General features: G+C 58.4%; 16 protein-coding genes and 2 pseudogenes. 4 read left to right on the top strand and 14 right to left on the bottom strand.

Going from position 1 to position 18990, the window contains the following annotated elements; genetic code table 11:
• Positions 1-24: 24 nt before the first annotated feature.
• The 3 genes from D3871_RS18655 to D3871_RS18645 are packed head-to-tail and all read right to left on the bottom strand — an operon-like array spanning position 25 to position 2278.
• Positions 25-1083: a phosphotransferase gene (locus tag D3871_RS18655; protein WP_119770582.1), complete on the bottom strand. Its 1059-nt coding sequence runs from the start codon at positions 1081-1083 to the stop codon at positions 25-27.
• A gap of 23 nt (positions 1084-1106) precedes the next feature.
• Positions 1107-1877 carry an SDR family oxidoreductase gene (locus D3871_RS18650; protein WP_119770581.1) on the bottom strand — a complete coding sequence of 257 codons (771 nt, stop codon included), beginning with the start codon at positions 1875-1877 and terminating at the stop codon, positions 1107-1109.
• Positions 1878-1894: 17 nt separating this feature from the next.
• On the bottom strand, positions 1895-2278 hold the full coding sequence (locus D3871_RS18645; RefSeq protein WP_158597978.1) for a histidine phosphatase family protein: 384 nt from the start codon (positions 2276-2278) through the stop codon (positions 1895-1897).
• Between the two features lie 23 nt (positions 2279-2301).
• On the opposite strand from D3871_RS18645, the gene D3871_RS18640 reads away from it, so the two are divergent.
• Both D3871_RS18640 and D3871_RS18635 read left to right on the top strand, forming a co-directional pair.
• Positions 2302-2979, top strand: a complete 678-nt coding sequence (locus tag D3871_RS18640) for a GntR family transcriptional regulator (protein ID WP_119770579.1) — start codon at positions 2302-2304, stop codon at positions 2977-2979.
• 109 nt (positions 2980-3088) lie between these two features.
• The gene (locus D3871_RS18635; RefSeq protein WP_119771435.1) at positions 3089-4258 is read left to right on the top strand and encodes an acyl-CoA dehydrogenase family protein; all 1170 of its coding nucleotides are present in this window, start codon (positions 3089-3091) and stop codon (positions 4256-4258) included.
• Positions 4259-4359: 101 nt separating this feature from the next.
• Here D3871_RS18635 and D3871_RS18630 read toward each other — a convergent pair whose 3' ends face one another.
• From D3871_RS18630 to D3871_RS29955, 10 genes are all read right to left on the bottom strand, one after another.
• The gene (locus D3871_RS18630) at positions 4360-5187 is read right to left on the bottom strand and encodes a crotonase/enoyl-CoA hydratase family protein (RefSeq protein ID WP_119770578.1); all 828 of its coding nucleotides are present in this window, start codon (positions 5185-5187) and stop codon (positions 4360-4362) included.
• A gap of 18 nt (positions 5188-5205) precedes the next feature.
• The gene (locus D3871_RS18625; protein WP_119770577.1) at positions 5206-7005 is read right to left on the bottom strand and encodes an acyl-CoA dehydrogenase; all 1800 of its coding nucleotides are present in this window, start codon (positions 7003-7005) and stop codon (positions 5206-5208) included.
• Positions 7006-7036: 31 nt separating this feature from the next.
• Positions 7037-9061, bottom strand: a complete 2025-nt coding sequence (locus D3871_RS18620; protein ID WP_119770576.1) for an NADPH-dependent 2,4-dienoyl-CoA reductase — start codon at positions 9059-9061, stop codon at positions 7037-7039.
• A complete protein-coding gene (locus D3871_RS18615) occupies positions 9058-10896 on the bottom strand; it encodes an AMP-dependent synthetase/ligase (RefSeq protein WP_233575714.1) in 1839 nt (612 codons plus the stop codon). The genes D3871_RS18620 and D3871_RS18615 overlap by 4 nt, the downstream gene beginning before the upstream one ends.
• Before the next feature lie 45 nt (positions 10897-10941).
• Positions 10942-11727: an ABC transporter ATP-binding protein gene (locus tag D3871_RS18610; protein ID WP_119770574.1), complete on the bottom strand. Its 786-nt coding sequence runs from the start codon at positions 11725-11727 to the stop codon at positions 10942-10944.
• A complete protein-coding gene (locus D3871_RS18605) occupies positions 11724-12521 on the bottom strand; it encodes an ABC transporter ATP-binding protein (RefSeq protein WP_119771434.1) in 798 nt (265 codons plus the stop codon). The genes D3871_RS18610 and D3871_RS18605 overlap by 4 nt, the downstream gene beginning before the upstream one ends.
• Positions 12522-12535: 14 nt before the next feature.
• Positions 12536-13612 (bottom strand): branched-chain amino acid ABC transporter permease, encoded by a 1077-nt coding sequence (locus tag D3871_RS18600; protein WP_119770573.1) that lies wholly within the window; start codon positions 13610-13612, stop codon positions 12536-12538.
• An 8-nt stretch (positions 13613-13620) separates the two neighbouring features.
• The gene (locus D3871_RS18595) at positions 13621-14496 is read right to left on the bottom strand and encodes a branched-chain amino acid ABC transporter permease (protein WP_119770572.1); all 876 of its coding nucleotides are present in this window, start codon (positions 14494-14496) and stop codon (positions 13621-13623) included.
• 187 nt (positions 14497-14683) lie between these two features.
• Positions 14684-15286 carry a DUF2889 domain-containing protein gene (locus tag D3871_RS18590; RefSeq protein ID WP_119770571.1) on the bottom strand — a complete coding sequence of 201 codons (603 nt, stop codon included), beginning with the start codon at positions 15284-15286 and terminating at the stop codon, positions 14684-14686.
• A 143-nt stretch (positions 15287-15429) separates the two neighbouring features.
• Positions 15430-15690 (bottom strand): hypothetical protein, encoded by a 261-nt coding sequence (locus D3871_RS29955; RefSeq protein WP_147376847.1) that lies wholly within the window; start codon positions 15688-15690, stop codon positions 15430-15432.
• 140 nt (positions 15691-15830) lie between these two features.
• On the opposite strand from D3871_RS29955, the pseudogene D3871_RS18585 reads away from it, so the two are divergent.
• A pseudogene (locus D3871_RS18585) lies at positions 15831-16718 on the top strand (IS256 family transposase); the annotation flags it as partial.
• Positions 16719-16839: 121 nt separating this feature from the next.
• Positions 16840-17145: pseudogene (locus D3871_RS18580) on the top strand (IS110 family transposase); the annotation flags it as partial.
• A 261-nt stretch (positions 17146-17406) separates the two neighbouring features.
• Here the strand turns inward: D3871_RS18580 and guaA are convergent.
• Complete coding sequence (gene guaA, locus D3871_RS18575; protein WP_119770570.1) at positions 17407-18987, bottom strand: glutamine-hydrolyzing GMP synthase; 1581 nt, start codon at positions 18985-18987, stop codon at positions 17407-17409.
• Between the last annotated feature and the right edge of the window lie 3 nt (positions 18988-18990).

Below are 18990 nucleotides of genomic sequence, written 5' to 3'. Positions count from 1 at the left end.
TTGAACGGCTCAGTCAGATCGCATTCAGTAATGTGTTCCCTGTGTCTGTTTCCACCCTAGTTCCGCAATGCGTCGACCGCGCGAGCCGATCTCCATTGCTTCGGCACTGGAGGCAGTGCCGTCCATCGCGCGGCGCAGGATGCCTTGAAGAATAGCCGCGAGCCTGAACATGCTGTAGGCCAGGTAGAAATTCCACTCGTGCTCAGGCACCGGCGCACGCCCAGTCCGCTCGCAGTACCGTCGCACATATTCCGCTTCTGACGGAACACCTAGCGAAGCGATGTCGTGCTCCGCCATGCCACGAAATTCGTCAGACCGCAGTCGCCAGGGCAGCACGTGATAGGCAACGTCCGCGAGCGGATGGCCGAGGGTAGAGAGTTCCCAATCCAGGATTGCAAGGACGCGCGGCTCAGATGGATGAAAGATCATGTTGTCCAACCGGAGGTCACCGTGCACGATCGTTGTTTCATTTGAGGCTGGAATGTGGGCCGGCAACCATTCAATGAGGCGCTCCATGGATTCGAGCGGCTCCGTCTCTGACGCCCGATACTGTTTTGTCCATCGCGCAATCTGACGCTCGAAGTAATTGCCTGGTTTGCCAAAATCACCCAGACCCACTGCCTGGTGGTCGACCGTGTGCAGAGCGGCGACTACCCGATTGACGTCATCGTGGATGCCGGCGCGTTCGGCCGGCGTCATTCCGGGCAGTGCCGGATCCCACAGAATCCGGCCTTCGACATATTCCATAAGGTAGAACGGCGTTCCGATGACGTCCATGTCTTCGCACAGGCAGTACGTCCGCGCGACGGGGACATCGGTTGCAGACAGTGCAGTGATGACGCGGTATTCACGCTCGACAGCGTGTGCGGACGGCAGCAGATTACCCGCCGGCTTCTTGCGCAATACATACCGCTGGTCGCCTGCGGAAAGAAGATAGGTGGGATTCGATTGCCCTCCCTTGAAGCGCTGCGTCTCCAGTGTTCCCTTGAACCCGGCGACGTGCTCACGCATGTATGACGCGAGTCGGCCGGTGTCGAGTTCTTGCCCGCCAAACGCGGACATCAGATTGTGATCGTTGTTCATGCGCGCCACCCCTCGCTATCCCTTCAGGAAACCAGATAACCACCGTCGACATTCAGGCAAGCACCGGTGGTGTAGCTTGACGCGTCGGACGCCAGGAATGCAACAGCACCTGCCATTTCCTCGGGGCGGGCGACGCGCTGGAGCGGCACCCGGGGCAAGTACTGGCCGAGCATCGCTTCGTCCTGCACCAGCGCGGCAGCGAACTTCGTATCAGTAATTCCAGGCAGGACGGCGTTGACGCGGATACCGAATTCCGCGCATTCTGCGGCGAATACCTTAGTCATTGAAATCACGGCGGCCTTCGTAATCGAGTAAATGCCCTGGTTGGGGCCCGGCACCACACCGCTGATAGAAGCCACGTTCACGACTGCGCCCCTTTTCTGTTTCATCATCAATCGCGCCGCATTGCTGGTGGTAAAGAAGTAACCGCGGATGTTGACGTCGACGGTTTTCTGAAACGCTGCCAGGTCGGTATCGATCACATGGCCAAAGTAAGGATTGGCCGCCGCATTATTGACCAGGATGTCCAGCCGGCCGTGCGCCTCTTCGATTCGGCGCAATGCCGCCTCAATCTGCTCCAGGTCGCCGATATGGCAGGCCACCGCCTCGGCGCTGCCGCCAGCACCACGGATCTTGTCCACTACCTCCTTGCATACCCCGGCTTTGCGGCTGCTCACCACAACATGCGCGCCACGGTCAGCAAGCGCCGTTGCAATTGCTTCGCCGATGCCACGGCTAGCGCCAGTAACCAAGGCAATGCGGCCATCGAGCCGCTGGGAAAGATAGTTATTCATAACAAGCAGTCTCCTGTTTAACGGTAAGTGAGCACGTCTCGACGTGCAGTTATGTCGAGGTGGGCAACATTGTTGAAATAGCTCAGGCTGAGCCGGTCGGGCTGGAAGAGCAGCTTCGTTACGGAGGCATTCCGCAGCGGAAAATGCAGGCTGGCGATCCTGTCATCTGGCACTCCGAGCAGGTGCTGGCAGATGGCGGCGATCGGGCCGCCCGAGGTAAAGACGATAGCGCTCGATCCCGGCCCACAACGCACAGCCAGCGTAAGCAGCCCATGCCGCACCAAAAATATCGTTCCGATTAGGTCCAGGCCATTAAAACAAATCGTCGGACAATATTCAATAGATTGTCCGACGATTTTGTGATATTTTTGGAAAAGGACCGAAATAGCCGATTGACACAAGACGCTCAGCCGAGATATCGCATATGCAAACAGACAAGTCAGAAAAACGCTCCTCCTCCCTCACCAGCACAAGCGCCCGGATTGCTGATGCCGTCAGCAGACGCATTGTCCGGCGCCATTACCAGGTCGGGCAGCGGCTGGTCGAAGCAGAACTGGTGCGCGAGTTCGGCGTCAGCCGCAGCACAGTGCGCGAGGCATTGAAAATGCTTGCGTCCAGCGGTGTAGTGGAACTCAGCCACAACCGTGGTGCCCTGGTCCAGTCACTGTCGGCGCAGGATGCGCAGGATCTGTTGCAAGTCCTGGAGATGCTTTCCGGTCTCGCCGCCCGCCTCGCCGCCGGGAACATCGGACGCGGGAACAATCGCACGCGGTTCGAAGCCGTTGCCCGGCCGTTAACGGACGTAGGCGAAGCGGACGAGCTTGACCGGGTGCTGGGCCAGCGGGCGAACTACTACCAGGTCATGTTCGATATCGCGAACAACAAGGAACTGGACCGGGCCATGCCGCTGCCCCGAGTGCATCTGTTCCGTACGCAGTTCTATTCGCTGCTGACCAAGAGCGACGTCAGGGCCATGATCGCTGAGTACCGTGCGATCAACGAAGCCATCCTTTCCGGAGATGAAGCGAAGGCGGAAACCCAGATGCGCCGACATATCCGGAATACGGCGGATCGCACCCTCCCCCATTTCCAGAGCCGATGAAAACAGTGCACTGTTCCGGAACCTTGCTTTAGCTAGTGGGCGCAAGTCAGGAAAGCAGAGGCGCGCTACCATCGGCTCTCACCTCAGTACGCCTGGAGACACCATGAGCATGTTCGACTCGCCACCGCTTTCACACTATTTCACTCCTGACCACGAGCAATTTCGCAGCACACTGCGCGACTTTATCGCCAACGAGATTACACCCTTCGTGAACGACTGGGAGGAGGCGGGCACGTTTCCGCGCTCGCTGTATCCGAAGGCTGCCGAGATCGGTCTGCTCGGTCTGGGTTATCCGGAGGAATATGGTGGCACGCCGGTCGACGTATTTTACAAACTAATTGTGGCCGAGGAATTTGCCCGCTGCGGCTCGGGCGGCGTACAGGCATCGCTGAATTCGCACACGATCGGCATGCCGCCTGTCGTTGCTGCCGGAAGCCCCGAGCTCAAACAGCGCATCATCCCCGACGTCATTGCCGGGAACAAGATCATGGCGCTGGCGGTCACGGAGCCGTCCGGCGGTTCCGACGTCGCAAGCCTGAGAACTACCGCGGTGCGCGACGGCGACTACTACATTGTTAATGGCGAGAAAACCTTCATTACATCCGGCATGCGCGCCGACTACCTTACGGTAGCAGTACGGACAGACCCAACTAACCGCGGGGCGGGCGGCGTTTCATCGCTGGTCATTGACGGCGACACGCCCGGCCTCACCCGCACCGAGTTGAAGAAAATGGGCTGGTGGGCCTCTGACACCGCGCACTTGCATTTTGACAATTGCCGCGTCCCGGTTGCGAACCTGCTGGGGCAAGAGAACAAAGGGTTTTCCATCTTTATGGGAAACTTCAATTCAGAGCGTCTGTTCATGTCTGCCAATGCAGTCGGATTCGCTCAGGTCTGCCTGGACGAGGCTCTGGCCTGGGCACGTGAGCGCAAAACCTTCGGCGAGCCGCTTGCCCGGCGTCAGGTAATCCGGCACAAGCTAATGGACATGATGATGCGCATTGATGCTGCGCGCGCGCTTGTGTACGACCTCGCGTACCGCATCGAGCACCAGAGCGATGATTCATCCCGCCTGGTGGCACGAATCGCCATGGCCAAGGTTGTGTCCACACAAGCAATGCAGTTTTGCGCCGACCAAGCTGTACAGATCCTTGGCGGCATGGGCTATATGCGCGGTACGTTAAGCGAGCGGATCTACCGAGAGGTGAAGGTCATGATGATCGGCGGCGGCTCGGAAGAAATCCTCAAGGATCTCGCTGCGCGGCAAATGGAAATCTGACGATGCATGTCGGAGCGGCACTGCGGTCCCGCTCCGAGGCCTTACGGTGCGTTTAACGTGCCCGTGTACGAAACGCCCTGCACGGTCAGTACGACACCACTCTAGTCACGGAATACCGCCACCCTGCGTTCCTTCACCGCGGCCAGCGCTTCATCCAGGTCATTGGACAGCAGCATTGCCGCATTCCAGGTCGCGATATAGTTCAGTCCATCCGCGACCGGATGATCGCGGACATAGGTAATCATTTCCTTCGTGCCGCGGATGGCGAGCGGCGACTTGGCAGCAATGTCGCGGGCGATGTCATCGACGGCACGGTCGAGGGCGTCTTTGTCAGCGTAGCAGCGGTTCACCAGCCGTATCTGTTCGGCTTCACAGCCATCAACGCGACGTGCCGTGTAGGACAACTCGCGCGCCATGCCTTCGCCCACCAGTTTGGGCAGACGCTGTAAGGTACCCACATCCGCAACCAGGCCGACATCGACTTCCTTAACAGAAAACCATGCCTGCTCGCTGCAATAGCGCAGATCACATGCACTGATCAGGTCGATCCCGCCGCCAATGCAGGCGGCGTGCACGGAGGCGATCACCGGCTTCCGGCAGCGCTCAACCGCGGTGATGGTGTCCTGCAGCTCGAGGATGGACAGCCGCAGCTTTTCCCCCGCTCGTCCCCGGCACTCCTCACGCGTGAAGCGGCGCAAGTCATCCAGCATTTCCAGGTCGATGCCAGCGGTGAAGAAACGACCAGCCCCACTGATGATACCCACGCGCGCCTCGTCAGTGCGATCGAGCCAGTGCATCGCTTCGCGCAACTCCCGCCACATCTTTGCATTGATGGCGTTTGCCTTGTCCGGTCGATGCAGCTCAATCCGTGCAAGTGCGCCGTCCAACCGAACGTGCAGTGTCTCAAAGTTCAGGTCCTGCAAAGCCATCGTTCCCTCCTCCGTGTCTCAATACCAGGTATCCATCATGTCGTAGGGAATGCTGTTGCCCTCGGTCAGGAGGCGCCACTGGGGCTCGACCTGAGGTAATTCCCAGTCGAAGTAGTACGCTGCTGCCTGTAATTTCCCCTTGTAGAACAGTCTGTCGGCGTCATTCGGACTACCTTCCAGTGCCCGCGCCGCGACCAGTCCCTGGCTCAGCCATAGCCACGCCACGGTTACGCGACCAAAGGCATCAAGATAGACAGTCGCGTTTGCCAGTCCTTTGTCCGGATCGTTGCGCGCCAGTGCCGTGATCCCATCCGTCACAGCCAGCAAAGCATCGAGTTGTCGCCGCAACGCGTGGGCATGACGGGAAACCGAGAGCACCTGTTCGGCCTCTGCTCCAGTCCTGCGGACCTGTTCGGTAAACAGACGGAGGGCCTCGCCGTCACGCAGGGTCACCTTGCGCGCGAGCAGGTCAATGCCGTGGATGCCCTCGGCGCCTTCATGGATCGGGTTCAGGCGCTGGTCTCGGTACAGCTGTTCGACAGGATGCTCGCGGATATATCCGGATCCACCAAGCACCTGGATCGCCAGTTCATTGGCCTCGCAGCCGTAGCGCGCCGACCAGCTCTTGACCACCGGCGTCAGCAAACCGAGCAAGACTCCGGCGGACACGCGCCGGCTTTCATCCGGATGCGTATGCTCGTCTTCAAATAGGGAACTGGCGTACAGGCAGAGCGCGAGCGCCCCTTCAGCGTAGGCTTTTTGTGCCAACAGCATACGCCGCACATCCGGATGGGCGACCAACGGGACTTGCGGCGACACCGGATCCTTGTTCGATGGCAGCCTTCCCTGCGAACGGTCGCGCGCATAGTCCAGGGAATACAGGTAGCCGCGGCTCGCCAGTGCAGCGGCATTCATGCCGACACCGATGCGTGCCTCGTTCATCATCTGGAACATGCAGGCCAAGCCGCTGCCGATGCCACCGATCAGGTAGCCGACAGCACCGCCCTTTTCGCCAAAGCTTAGCACTGTTGAGCTGGTATTACGGGAGCCCATCTTGTGGAGCAGGCCGGCCAGTGCGACGTCATTGCGGGCGCCTGGCACGCCATCGTCGCCAACTACGAATTTCGGCACGATGAACAGAGAGATGCCCTTGACGCCGGGCGGTGCACCCTTCGTCTTCGCCAATACCATATGGATGATGTTACCGGTCAGGTCATGCTCTCCGGCAGAGATAAACATTTTCTGCCCGAAAATCCGCCAGGTGCCATCATCCTGCAACTCGGCACGTGTCTTTATGTCGGCCAGCGCTGATCCTTGTCCAGGCTCGGTTAAGGCCATCGTGCCGGCAAAGCGTCCTTCCATGAGTGCGCCGAGATAGCGTTCTTTCTGCTCTTGCGACCCGAATGCACGGATAAGGTTAATGACGCCAATGGTCAGAAACGGATACCAGGTGGTCGGACCGTTAGCGGCATGGAAATAAGCCGTCGCAGACCGGAAGATCACCTCCGGCAACTGCAAGCCGCCTTCTGCTTCATCGCAATGCGCTGCCAGGAATCCGGCATCGCGGATTACGTCCCAGGCCACCTTGGTCTCCGGGATCAGGCGGGTTGTGCCATCGACATACTCCGGCTCGTTGGCATCGCCCTTCTGGTAGTGCGGGGCCAAATATTTCCGTGCGATGTTACGCGCCGTCTCGAGAATTGAATCGTACACGTCGCGCGACTGCTCGTGGTAGCGCGGACGCTGCAGCAGGGCTTCGGTGTCGAGGAGTTCGTACAGCAGAAACTCCAAGTTGCGATGATGGATGAACTTGTCCATAGAATGAATAATGAGTGGAAACGACGGTCAGTCAGAGGCTGAGCGCAAAGCGCGTGCCTTCCTCGATCGCGCGCAGGGCATCGAGTTCCGCAGCCACGCGGGCGCCGCCGATGAGATCGCCCGGCAGCCCTGCCCGCTTCAGTTCCGCGTGCAGCCCCGAAGCCGGCTCCTGACCGGCACAAATGACCACAGTATCGACCTCCAGCACCCGGGGCTTGCCGTCAACCCGGATGTGCAGGCCGGCATCGTCGATGCGTTCGTATTCGACTCCGGCTAGCATCTTTACCAGACGCTCCTGGAGGATGGTGCGGCGGATCCAGCCTGTGGTTTTTGCCAACTGTGCACCGACGCGCTCATCCTTGCGCTGGAGGAGCCAGACTTCCCGTGAAGCCGCATGCGTTACCGGTGCCTTGAGGCCGCCTGGCACGCTTACACTTGGGTCAATCCCCCATTCGGCGAAGAAGCGTTCTACCGGGTCATCCTCTTCCTGCTCGCAGTGGGTGAGGAATTCGGCGACGTCAAAGCCGATGCCGCCAGCGCCGATAATGGCCACCCGCGCTCCGCAATGTCGTCTGCCTTCAATGACGTCGATGTAACTGGCCACCTTCGGATGATCGATTCCCGGCAGGTCCGGCACGCGTGGCGTCACGCCGGTCGCCACGGCAATGACGTCGTAGCTGCCTTCGCTCAGGTCATCACACGTTGCACGGGTATTTAACCTGACCTGCACGCCGGCGGCGTGCAGCCGTGTTCGGAAGTAGCGCAGGGTTTCATTGAATTCTTCCTTGCCGGGAATACGGCGAGCGTAGTTGAACTGGCCGCCGATGTCTGTCCCTGCCTCGTACAGCGTCACACGGTGGCCGCGTTCGGCCGCGGTTAACGCACAGGCCAGTCCGGCCGGTCCGCCGCCGACCACCGCCAGGTGTTTCCGCGACGGGGTAGCCGTCACCGTCCACTCCGTTTCCCGGCATGCGCGGGGATTGACCAGGCAGGTCGTCAAGCGGCCGCCAAACGCATGGTCCAGACAAGCCTGGTTACAGGCGATACAAGTATTGATTTCATCTGCCCTGTTCTGTGCGGCCTTCACGACGAAATGCGAATCCGCCAGCAGCGGCCTAGCCAGCGACACCATGTCCGCCTCGCCGTCGCCCAGGAGGCGCTCGGCAACATCGGGGTGATTGATGCGGTTACTGGCAACAACCGGGATGCCGACCTCACGCCTGATGCGCGCCGTAAGGCCGGCAAAGGCGGCGCGAGGCACCATGGTAGCAATAGTTGGAACGCGAGCTTCGTGCCAGCCGACGCCACAGTTGAGGATCGAGGCTCCTGCGTCCGCCACTCCCTTTGCAAGACACACGACTTCATCCCAGGTGTTGCCGCCTTCTACAAGATCGAGCAGGGAAATGCGATAGATGAGGATGAAATCCGGGCCGGTAGCTGCCCGTACCCGCCGAACGGCCTCGATGGCGAATCGCATGCGGTTCTTGAGCGAACCGCCCCATGCGTCGTCCCGCCTGTTCGCGCGTGTCGCAAAAAACTGGTTGATGAGATAACCCTCCGATCCCATCACTTCGACTCCATCATAGCCGGCCGCGCGTGCTAACTGCGCCGCCCGTGCGTAATCGTCCAGGGTCCGCTCGATGTCGTCCTGCGTCATCTCGCGGGGGACCGCGGACGATATCGGCGACTTGACTGCGGAAGGCGCGACGCCAAAGCGATGGTGCGCGTAACGGCCGGCATGCAGCAGCTGCAACGCGACGTATCCGTCCGCCGCATGGACCGCTTCGGGAATGACCCGGTGGCGCCAGGCTTCTTCCTCGCTTGAAAACTCCCGCATACCTGCCCACATGTTGCCCTCTGCATTCGGCGATACGCCGCCCGTCACGATCAAGCCAACGCCGCCAGCAGCGCGTTCAGCATAGAACGCTGCCATGCGATGCGGGCCATCGGGCAAGTCTTCGAGGCCCGTATGCATGGAGCCCATGAGCACCCGATTCGGCAGAGTACAGAATCCCAGGTCGAGCGGCGAAAGGAGATGCGGATAAGGATGGGTCATGCAGCCCTCCTGTACATGGATTCAATAAGTTCAGCATATTTCTGGTTGACGAGCTTGCGCTTAAGCTTCATCGTCGGCGTCATTTCCTCGTCTTCCGCCGTCAGTTGCGTTTCAATCAGGCGGAATTCCTTGATCTGCTCGACGCGGGCGAACTGAGTATTGACCTTCTGGATTTCCTGGCCGATGAGATCGATCACTTCCTTGCTCCGCGCTAAGGAACGGTAGTCCGAGAACGGAATATTGCGTTCCTGAGCCCACTGTTCGACGTTCTCCTGGTCGATCATGACGAGGCAGCTGAGGTAGGGCCGCTTGTCGCCGATGACCACGGCATCAGTGACGTAGGGGCTGAACTTGAGCTGGTTTTCCAGCTCGGATGGAGTAATGTTCTTACCGCCGGCGGTAATGATGATGTCCTTCATGCGATCGGTAATGTAGAAATAACCATCCTCATCCACACGCCCTACGTCGCCGGTATGCATCCAGCCATCGACCAGCACCTCCGCGGTCTTTTCCGGCATGTTCAGGTAGCCCATGAAAACCTGTGGACTGCGAACCAGCAACTCTCCTTCTTTTGACACGCGCACTTCGGTGCCCGGCAGGGGGATACCAATGCTGCCCGGCTTCGCACGTCCAGCGGGATTGCAGGTAGCGCCGCCGGTCACTTCCGTCATGCCCCACAGCTCGCACATTTCAATGCCCAGCGCCATATACCACCGGATCAGGTCAGGCGAAATCGGCGCTGCCCCAGTCACGCCCAGCGAGGCCCGGTCCAGCCCGATCATACGGCGCACATTGTTGAGCACCAGCTTGCGAGCGAGCCACTCCTTTAGCTTTATATGGGGCGGCACCGGTTTCCATTCTTCTCGGTAGCTGCTGGCTTCCTTTCCGATTGCTACTGCCTTGTTGTACGCCCACTGTTCCAGGGGCGTCGCTTCTTTCAATGCGATCGTCACGCTTGAATAGAGCTTTTCCCAGATGCGGGGCACGGCAAAGAAGATATCAGGTTGAATTTCACGAATATTGTCGAAGACAGTTTCCGGATTTTCGACGAAATTCATTCGTGCATCCGACAGAATCGCGTAATAAGCGCCGAAAATGCGCTCCGCTACGTGACAGAGCGGGAGAAAGGCAACCCGTTCCCTTCGCTGATTGCGTGGAAGAAATTCTAGCAAGGTAGTGGTCGATGCGAGAACGTTAGCATGCGAAAGCATTGCGCCCTTCGGCTTGCCGGTCGTCCCGGACGTATACACCAGGACCGCCAGGTCGGATGCGGTGCGCGAGCCGATGCGCTTCTTGATGATGTCTCGATTGGATTGCAGGTATACCCGTCCCCGTTGCCTTAACCTGTCCAGGCTGAGGATATCTGGATCATCAAGTTTGGAAAGTCCTTCCATATCGAAGACAATTACCTTCCGTACCTGCGGCAGCTGCTCACGGATTTCAAGGTATTTGTCAAGCTGCTCGTCGTCCTCGACAAAAAGGTACACCGCGTTCGAGTCATTGCACAGGTACTCGACCTGCGCCGCCGAATCGGTCGGATAAATCCCGTTGACCGCGCCGCCTGCGCTCAGTGCAGCCAGGTCCGACCACACCCATTCCTTGCAGGTGTTGGAGAGAACGGCAATGACCTCGCCAGGCTCGAAGCCGAGCGAAATCAGCCCGGCGCCGATCTCGGTGGTGATCTCGCCGACTTGCCGATAGGAATAGGATTGCCAGATCCCGAACTCCTTCTGGCGCATCATAAAGGCTTCTCCGCGTTCTGCGACGAAATGCCAGAACATTCTCGGTATCGTATCGAAAGGTGACTGCTGGACGTGATTGGACGCGTGCATCATGTGTAGTTCCGTCATGTTCGAAGTGTTGGTTAACGTTGGTATCGATTAGCGCCAGGTCTTCTTTTTCTTCCAGCGCCGTTCACCCCGCACACCGCTATCCTTCATCCCGAGATAGAACTCCTTGATGTCTTCTTTTTCGCGCAGGCGTTCGCAGGTATCCTCCATCACGATCCTGCCGTTCTCCAGAACGTAACCGTAATCCGCCGCATTCAGTGCCATGTTCGCGTTCTGCTCGACTAGAAGGATTGTGGTCCCGCGCTCGCGATTGATCCGGACCACGATCTCGAAAATTTCCTTTGTCAGTTTTGGACTCAGACCCAGGCTAGGCTCGTCGAGAAGGATCACTTCCGGATTAGCCATCAGCGCGCGGGAGATGGCCAGCATTTGCTGCTGACCGCCGGAGAGCAGCCCTGCGTTCTGCTCCGCTCGCTCCTTAAGGATAGGAAAATAGGAAAACACCTTTTCCATATCGCGCGCCACGCCATCCCGGTCTTTCCGGGTAAACGCGCCCATGGTCAGGTTGTCGCGTACCGACAATAGCGCGAAGACTTCCCGGCCCTCCGGTACGTGGCTGATCCCCTTGCGAACAATATTTGCGGGGTCCCAAGACGTGATATCGGTGTCCTGGTATTCCACATTGCCTTTGGTCGGATCGAGCACGCCGGAGATCGTCTTAAGGATCGTACTTTTACCGGCGCCGTTGGAGCCAAGTACCGTCGCGATTTCCCCTTTGCGTACCTTCAGGCTGACGCCGCGAATGGCTTTCACCGGCCCGTAGGCGCTTTCCACGTTGGACAGTTTGAGTACCGTGTTGTCAATGGCGGCGTTCATGCAACCCTCCTGAGGTTGGATACATCGTCGATCGTCCCAAGATACGCCTCGACGACGCCGGGATGCGACTGGACTTCGCGTGGCGATCCCAGTGCGAGGACTTCGCCCTGGTTCATCGCAAGCACGCGGTCGGACACGCGTGACACCAGCGTCATGTCGTGCTCGACCATGAGGACGGTGATGCCGAGCTCATCCTTGATGTCCCGGATCCACCACGCCATGTCCTCGGTTTCCTCGACATTCAAGCCTGAGGATGGCTCATCAAGGAGGATCAGCTTCGGACCGGAACAGAGCGCGCGTCCGAGCTCGACCACTTTGCGTGTGCCGTAAGGCAGGCCTGCTACGAGCGAATCTCGGTAATGCTGCAAGTTCAGCAGTTCAATTACTTCTTCGGCCTTGGTCCGTGCCGCCAGTTCGGAGCGCTGCGTACGGGGCGCAAACAGCAGGTCGCTCCAGAAGCTTGAGGTCCGGTGCGCGTGGTAGCCGATCAGCAGATTCTGCAGCACGGTTGCATGTTCAAACAGCTCGATGTTCTGGAAGGTACGCGCAATGCCCAGCGTGGCGACGGCATAGGGCGGAGTAGAGGTCAGGTCTTGGCCGTTGAACGTGATTCTCCCGGAGGTCGCCGTATAAATGCGACTGATAAGATTAAACACAGTCGTCTTGCCAGCGCCGTTCGGACCAATTAGCGTGAATACCTCCCCACGCCGCACATCGAAGCTGACGTTATGGACAGCACGTACCCCGCCGAAATGGACTGACAGGTCCTTGACAGATAAGAGAACATTGGTCATCGGTAGCGGCTCCATCATTTGAGGCGTTCGGATTTTTGAAAGGATTTTTGCCTCTTGAACATGCCGCGGCGGTAGAACGGGAAAAGTTCGAGATAGGTGCGCATCTTCATCCAGCGACCGTACAGCCCTTGCGGCTCGAACAGCACGAAAGCCATCAGAACGAGGCCGTATACCACCGCCTGCATGCCAGCCGCCTGGGAGATGGCCGGAGGAAGCCAGTCTTTGCTGAGCGCGATTAGCTGCGGCATCGTGATCAGGAAGATGGCCCCAAGGAAGGCGCCGTGCACCGAACCGAGCCCGCCAACAACGACCAGCAGCAGCAAGTCAATGGATTGCAAGATCCCGAACTGTTCAGGCGATATGAAGCGCAGCTTGTGCGCATATAACGCCCCCGCGATACCGACTAGTGCTGCAGAGAACGCGAACGACACCGTCTTGTAACGGGACAAATTGATTCCCATGCTTTGCGCGGAAATCTCCGAGTCACGAATCGCCACAAAAGCACGACCGGTGGATGAACGCAGCAGGTTCAGTACGCCAAGCGTCACCAGTACACAGATGATTAAGCATGTGTAATAGAACGACTGCTCGGTATTGAGCGGAAAGCCAAGCATGCTGGCGGCCTTGACCGCCTTGCCGTTGTTGCCGCCGGTGACACTTTCCCAACGGGCCATACCCTCCTCGACGATGAAGCCGAAAGCCAGGGTGGCGATGGCGAGGTAAATGCCTTTCACACGAAGCGCAGGAAGGCCGATGACGACGCCCGCCGCGGCCGATAGCACGGCTGCCGCGAGCAACGATACCGGAAGCGGCATACCGGCACCGGCGAGGAAGGCAGCCGTATATGCACCCACCCCGAGGAAGGCCGCGTGGCCGATTGACAGTAGTCCGGTGAACCCGGCCAGCACCATCAGTCCCAGGCCGGCGATGGCATAGATCAGCACGAACGAGAGCTGGGACACCCAATAGCTCGGCAAGATTACCGGGGCTGCAGCCATTACAAGCAGCAGTGTGCCGTACCAGAAACCTTGGCCGCCGTGCTTGACCAGTCGAGTGTCTTGTTGATAATCAGTCTTAAACAGGAATCTCATGGCTCGCCCTATACTTTCTTGCGCATGTTTTCACCGAACAGGCCGTTCGGCTTTACCATCAACATAATCAGAACAACGATGTACGCAGCGATGTCCTTGATTCCCTCGGGAAGATAGAAGCCCGCGAGCGACTCGACGACACCGATGATCAGTCCGCCGACAATCGCCCCGGGCAGGCTGCCGAATCCGCCTACCACGGCGGCAGGAAAGGCCTTGAGGCCAATGAAGCCCATGTTCACGTGGACAAAGGTAATCGGGGCAAGCAACAGGCCTGCAATCGTTGCCACGGCGGCGGACAGCCCCCACACCACGCCGTTCAGTCGCCTCACGGGAATACCCATGTAATAGGCGGCGAGCTGATTTTGTGACGACGCCTGCATCGCGATGCCTAATTTGCTGTACTTAAACATCAGATAGAGACCGGCGCAGAGAAGCCCGGTGACGATGATGACGACGACCTGCTCTGCACTGAGCACCGCGCTGCCTATGTTCCAGACCACGCCCTTGTACGGAACCGGGAATGCGTGTGTCTCTGTCCCCAAAGTCGGCACCATGGTCATCAGGCCACGGCTGACATAACCTGCGCCGATGGTAAGCATGACCACGGTGAATTGCGGTTGGCCAAGTATGGGACGGATGACTGCACGTTCGACCAATGCGCCGAAGCCGGCCATGCCAGCGACGGCAATGGCGATTGCAAGGGGAAACGGCAGGCCCGCTACCTGAATAAGTATAAGTCCGCAGAACGCGCCGAGCATCATCAGCTCGCCTTGCGCAAAGTTGACCGTTTCTGTCGCTTTATAAATGAGAACGAAGCCGAGGGCAATTAGCGCGTAAATGCACCCCAATGCCACGCCCGATATGATGAGCTGAAGTAGTAACAAAGTCGTCTCCTGGATTGCTTAAGCGGCATATGCGCCGCCCGCATTTATTGTTCTGCAAAGCCGGATCCGTGTCCCTCCCGCAGGAGGAGCCCGTCTAGCCTGTGGCCTTGCGGAGCCTTACCGGTCCGGAAACCGGAAGATGAGTGAACGATATGTCACGAACAGCGGACCGTCTTGCGTAAATCTGCTATTGCTGGATTTGCCATCGGTCCTGAGAAGGGGTGACTACATCATTCTTTACGGAATCGGAAACAGCGCGTGCCCGATACCAGAGGGGATAAAACTTCGCCACGATTTCACCCGAGGTATCGAGCGCGTGACAGCCATCTAAATTGAATGGTTTTCTGTCTGGCTGCAGTGGGATCTCACCGGCCAGGGTTTGAAGCACGGCAGTTCCCATGCCGAGCAGCAGTTCGGTCATATGGGTGCAACCATTCAGGTCCCCGACTAGCTGCAGGACGTTCCGACGGAATCCGGTACCCACGCGTGTACCGACAAGGGTGGTGTAAACCGATACGATCTTGCCGCACATGCCTTCGAAGGGAGAGGCGTCTGTCGACGCCGCCACGTCCTTGATCACACCCGTCTCATCGACTGTCAGGCGCAAGAACATGCTATGGATTGGTTCGTTCGCTGCCCGCCCGCCGCCGGGCCACGCTGCTTCTTGCGGGCGAACATCTAGCAGATGCCCCTCGACATCCCAAAGACCGTCGACGCGTTTGTAACCCTTGAACGAAATAGTCCGGGAATGGGCAAGCTCCCTGTCAGATGCTGTAGCAGGCAAAGGCAAGACAAGAACTCCAGAAGGTGGATAACGGAGTGCGGCCGGGCGGTGCTTTCACGGTCCCCGGGTGGCAAGGAAATCAAAGGCTAGCAGGTTAAGGGCAACAAAACTTGTGAAAAGCGGCTACGGTCAACCGGAACGTATTCATTCTAAGCAGGTGAGCAAAAGTTCTTTTCCGCTACGCGCCTGAGCCAGAATCGTCGTGATCGCATGCCTGATGTTTGCAGTGCTTCATGGTCCAATAGCCCGTTCAGGTGATCGATGAACGCTGCAACCTGATCGTCGATCGAGGTGAATTGTTTATTCGCGCAGATAGCATCCTTGCCCTGTCCCCATAGCGTACCCATCGGGTTGAGCTCCGGTGCACGTTTGGGTAACAACAGTAGCCGGATACCCAGGCGTGCTGCCATTAGCTACGAAGCATGCGCGTTATGACTCTTGTGGCTATCGAGTACCGTCGCAACTTGGGAGCCACGATAATGGAGCCGCATCAGGCGCAAGAATGCTTGAAAGTCTTGAGCCTGTTGCCGACGCCGGACCAGAAACAAGCGATGCCTTGTCAGTACTGCTGGGCGAAGACGCCAAGGGTTTATCGGCCAATGTGGTCAGCCGTCTGAAGGCACAATGGTCTGACGAATGGCGGCAATGGGACCGGCGTGATCTGAGTACGGCCCGCTATGTCTACTGGTGGGCCGATGGGATTCACACTGGCGTCAAGAGTGAAGGAGCCGATGGTCAATGCCTGCTAGTGATCATCGGTGTGACGCCGGATGGCAGGAAGGAGCGTGTTGCCATTGCCGACGGCTTCCGCGAATCAAAGGCGTCATGGCAAGAGGTACTGCTGGACTTGAAGGCGCGTGGTTTGCAGGCGGGTCCCTTGCTGGTCACCGGCGATGGTGCCATGGGCTTCTGGGCGGCACTGGAGGAGGTGTTTCCGGCGACAAGAGCGCAGCGCTGCTGGTTCCACAAGATGGGGAATGTGTTAAATGCCTTGCCTGCATCACAGCAGGCCAAAGCAAAGGCGGCCATGCAAGACATCTTTATGGCTGCCACCAGGGACGACGCCATGGCGGCATTCAACCGATTCATCGCCACTTATGGCGCGAAGTACCCGAAAGCGACCGACAAGCTCGTTCAGGACAAAACCAGCTTGCTGGCGTTCTATGACTTCCCGGCCGAACATTGGCAGCACGTACGGACCACCAATCCGATTGAATCAACGTTTGCGACGGTAAGGCATCGGACCACACGCTCACGCAACTGCCTCTCGCGGGCGGCGTTCCTGGGATTGGCGTTCAAGCTGATGGAGGAAGCGGAGAAGTCATGGCGCAGGATTCGCGGTGCTGACAGGATCGGTCCGCTGCTTGACGGCGTGCCGTTCAAAGATGGAATACCAGTGCAAGACGATCTACTGGAACAACAGAAACTCGCCGCCTGAAAACACTATGCCTCAGAGGCTGTGAATACCAGATTTAATGGAATGGTCGCCCCTCCGGAAACGGCATCGATGTGCCAAAGTAGAGTTGGGCAAAACTACTTATACGAAAGGAGCGACCACCATGCAGCTTACGACAATTGGTATCGATTTGGCAAAAAGCGTGTTCCAGGTTCATGGAGTGGATGTGCATGGCAAAGTTGCCCTCAGGAAGCAGCTCAAGCGCAGTCAGATGGCAACTTTCGTTACCAACCTGCTGCGTTGCCTCATCGGCATGGAAGCGTGCGGCAGCGCACATTACTGGGCGCATAAGCTGCAAGCGCTGGGCCATATCGTCAAGCTGATGGCGTCGCAATTCCTCAAACCCTATGTCAAGACCAACAAGCATGATGCGGCCGATGCTGAAGCGATCTGCAACCTTGTACGCCGCATCCCGGGCCTTGAGGTTTTTCAGCTTCGTATCACTCAGAGGCATAGCCTGGGCCTCCGTCTCCCACCGTTTACCGTCAGAGTATCAAGACGGTAAACGGTTCCACCCGCGACCGGTCTCAAATTCTACCGCCACATTTACCGTCAAAAACCGCGGGATGTAACAACACGCGTTGGGACGGCAAAAACGAAAAAGCCCTTGATAGACAAGGGCTTGATGCGAATCTTGGTATGGTAAAAAACGCGATGAGCCGCTACCGAATCATTCCCACTCGATCGTGGCCGGCGGCTTGCCGGAGATATCGTAGACAACACGATTAAGTCCGCGCACTTCATTGATGATGCGGTTCGACACCTTGCCCAGCAATTCATGCGGCAGATGCGCCCAATGCGCAGTCATGAAATCCTGCGTCTGCACGGCACGCAAGGCAACGACGTATTCATAGGTACGCCCATCGCCCATCACGCCCACCGATTTCACCGGCAGAAAAACGGCGAATGCCTGGCTGGTCTTGTCGTACCACGATTTGCCTTCGTCATCGCTTGTATTGCGCAGCTCTTCGATGAAGATCGCATCCGCGCGGCGCAGCAGGTCGGCATATTCCATCTTCACTTCACCAAGGATACGCACGCCCAGGCCCGGTCCCGGGAAGGGATGGCGGTAGACCATGTCGTGCGGCAGTCCGAGCGCCACGCCCAGTTCGCGCACTTCGTCCTTGAACAGTTCACGCAAGGGTTCGAGCAGTTTCAGGTTGAGCGTCTCGGGCAGGCCGCCGACGTTGTGGTGGCTCTTGATGGTATGTGCAGTCTTCTTGCCCTTGCCCGCGCTTTCGATCACGTCGGGATAGATGGTGCCCTGCGCCAGCCATTTGGCGTTCTTGAGCTTGCCGGCTTCGGCCTGGAATACTTCGACAAATTCGCGGCCGATGATCTTGCGCTTGGCTTCGGGATCGGTGACGCCGGCGAGCTGGCCCATGAACTGCTCGGTCGCATCGACGTGAATGACTTTCACGCCAAGGTTCTTGCCGAACATGTTCATCACCATCGTGCCTTCATCCAGGCGCAGCAGTCCATGGTCGACAAAGACGCAAGTCAATTGATCGCCGATGGCGCGATGGATCAGCGCGGCGGCGACGCTACTGTCGACGCCGCCTGACAAGCCGAGGATGACTTCGTCGCTGCCCACCTGCTTGCGAATCGCTTCCACTGCTTCGGATATATAGTCGGGCATGTTCCAGTCGGATTTGCAGCCGCAGATTTCATGCACGAAGCGGCCCAGCATGGCCTTGCCCTGTACCGTATGCGTGACCTCGGGATGGAACTGCAGCGCGTACAGCTTGCGCTCTTCGTCGGCCATGCCGGCGATCGGGCAGTTGTCGGTGGATGCCATCAGCTTGAAGCCGGGCGGCATGTCGATAATCTTGTCGCCGTGGCTCATCCAGACCTTGAGCATGCCGTGACCTTCTTCGGTCACGAAATCGGCAATGCCGTTCAACAATGCCGTATGGCCGCGGGCGCGTACTTCGGCATAGCCGAATTCGCGCACCTTGCCGTTTTCTACCTTGCCGCCGAGCTGTTCGGCCATGGTTTGCATGCCGTAGCAAATGCCAAGGACCGGCACGCCCAGCTCGAATACCGCCTGCGGCGCGCGCGGCGTATCGCCTTCCGTCACCGAGTTCGGACCGCCCGACAGGATGACACCGGCTGCGCCGTAGCTGCGCACAAAATCGTCGCTGACATCATAGGGAAAAACTTCCGAGAACACGCCAGCTTCGCGTACGCGACGCGCAATCAGTTGCGTGACCTGGGAACCGAAATCGAGAATGAGAATTTTAGAGTGCATGGA

This window comes from Noviherbaspirillum saxi, assembly GCF_003591035.1.
Classification (GTDB): domain Bacteria; phylum Pseudomonadota; class Gammaproteobacteria; order Burkholderiales; family Burkholderiaceae_D; genus Noviherbaspirillum; species Noviherbaspirillum saxi.
This window is presented reverse-complemented; position numbering and strand designations above follow the sequence as displayed.